Below are 1462 nucleotides of genomic sequence, written 5' to 3'. Positions count from 1 at the left end.
GATAAAGTCCGTATAATTGTGTAAAAAAAAATGAGTCATTTTATTCATTCCTGGCAACACTGTTTTCAACCACGATAAACAATGAAAAGAGGAATAAAATGACTCAAGTACAGTTTAACCTAAATATGGATGTTTTAAAAGAAGCTATTCTGAACTCCAACCTTGATATGGTAATAAAATCAGCGGTTGTCTTAGTATTAAACGAATTTATGGAAAAAGAAAGGGACGACTATTTAAAGGCGGCCCCTTACGAAAGAGCTGTAGAACGCCGTGATTACAGGAATGGTTACTATGAGCGTGAACTGATCATGAGTATCGGCACCTTGACGCTTAAGGTCCCACGGACACGCAATGGGGAATTCTCAACTACTGTTTTCGAAAGATATGCCCGGTGTGACCAAGCTCTGGTCCTCTCCATGCTGGAAATGGTCATCAATGGTGTTTCAACCCGGAAGGTTACTAATGTTGTTGAGCAGCTTTGCGGGAAGAACGTATCCAAGTCGTTTGTATCATCACTTACGCAGAAACTTGATCCCATTGTGAATGATTGGGCTAAGAGACCCTTGAATACAACATACTACCCTTTCGTTTTCGTGGATGCCATGTATATAAAAGTGCGTGAGCACCAAACCGTGGTTTCCAAGGCTGTTTATATTGCGACAGCCATTACTGAGAAGAACACACGTGAAATACTCGGTTTGAGCGTTGACCATGTAGAAAGTCACGAGAGTTGGAGCCGATTCTTCCAACAGCTAAAATCACGTGGTCTTCAATCTCCCAAACTAGTCATTTCTGATGCTCATCAAGGTCTTCAGAAAGCGATACAGCGTGAATTTATCGGGACTTCCTGGCAAAGATGTAACGTACATTTTAAACGGAATATCTTTGATAAACTTCCCAAAAAGGACTCAGCTGAAATCAAGACAATGATCAAACGTGTTTTTGAAGCAGTAACCTATGACGATATCCGTCAGTTTAAGGATGAGCTCATGAGTCGGTTTGGGGAAGAATCAAGGTTTGAAAAAGCACTTGCAATTTTAGATGAAGGTTTCGAAGATACCATCCAATACTTGAACTTTCCAGAAAATATCCGACGCCACATCCGCAGTACCAATTCCCTGGAACGGTTGAACCAGGAGGTCCGCAGAAGGGAAAAGGTTATTCGGATTTTTCCCAACACTCAATCTGCGTTCCGTTTAGTTGGAGCCGTTCTTATGCAATATCAGGACACAGTCTACGCAAAGAGAAAGTCACTAAAGGGGGGAAGCTAGTACGGATGCATTTTTTGCTAAACTTCCATCATGGATGGTTACATATCCGGAAAGGGATATCAAATTGAAAACCATTTGACATCCCTTTCCGGATATGAAGTTTAAAATCCATGGAAGTTTCGCAAAAAAAATGAAAGGGTATAGGATGAAAGCACTTGCCAGTGATTTTACACAAAAACTAGGACTTGACT

The 1462-nt window shown here is 41.0% G+C and carries 1 protein-coding gene; it reads left to right on the top strand.

The features are described 5' to 3' along the window. The first annotated feature begins 98 nt into the window (after positions 1-98). Complete coding sequence (locus tag M3183_RS26470; RefSeq protein WP_251475034.1) at positions 99-1271, top strand: IS256 family transposase; 1173 nt, start codon at positions 99-101, stop codon at positions 1269-1271. Positions 1272-1462 lie beyond the last annotated feature (191 nt).

The organism is Neobacillus mesonae, assembly GCF_023715155.1.
Taxonomy (GTDB): domain Bacteria; phylum Bacillota; class Bacilli; order Bacillales; family Cytobacillaceae; genus Neobacillus; species Neobacillus mesonae_A.
This window is presented reverse-complemented; position numbering and strand designations above follow the sequence as displayed.

Coding starts and splice junctions, on each gene's coding strand:
- M3183_RS26470 (WP_251475034.1), top strand. CDS start 99: ATGACTCAAGTACAGTTTAACCTAAATATGGATGTTTTAAAAGAAGCT.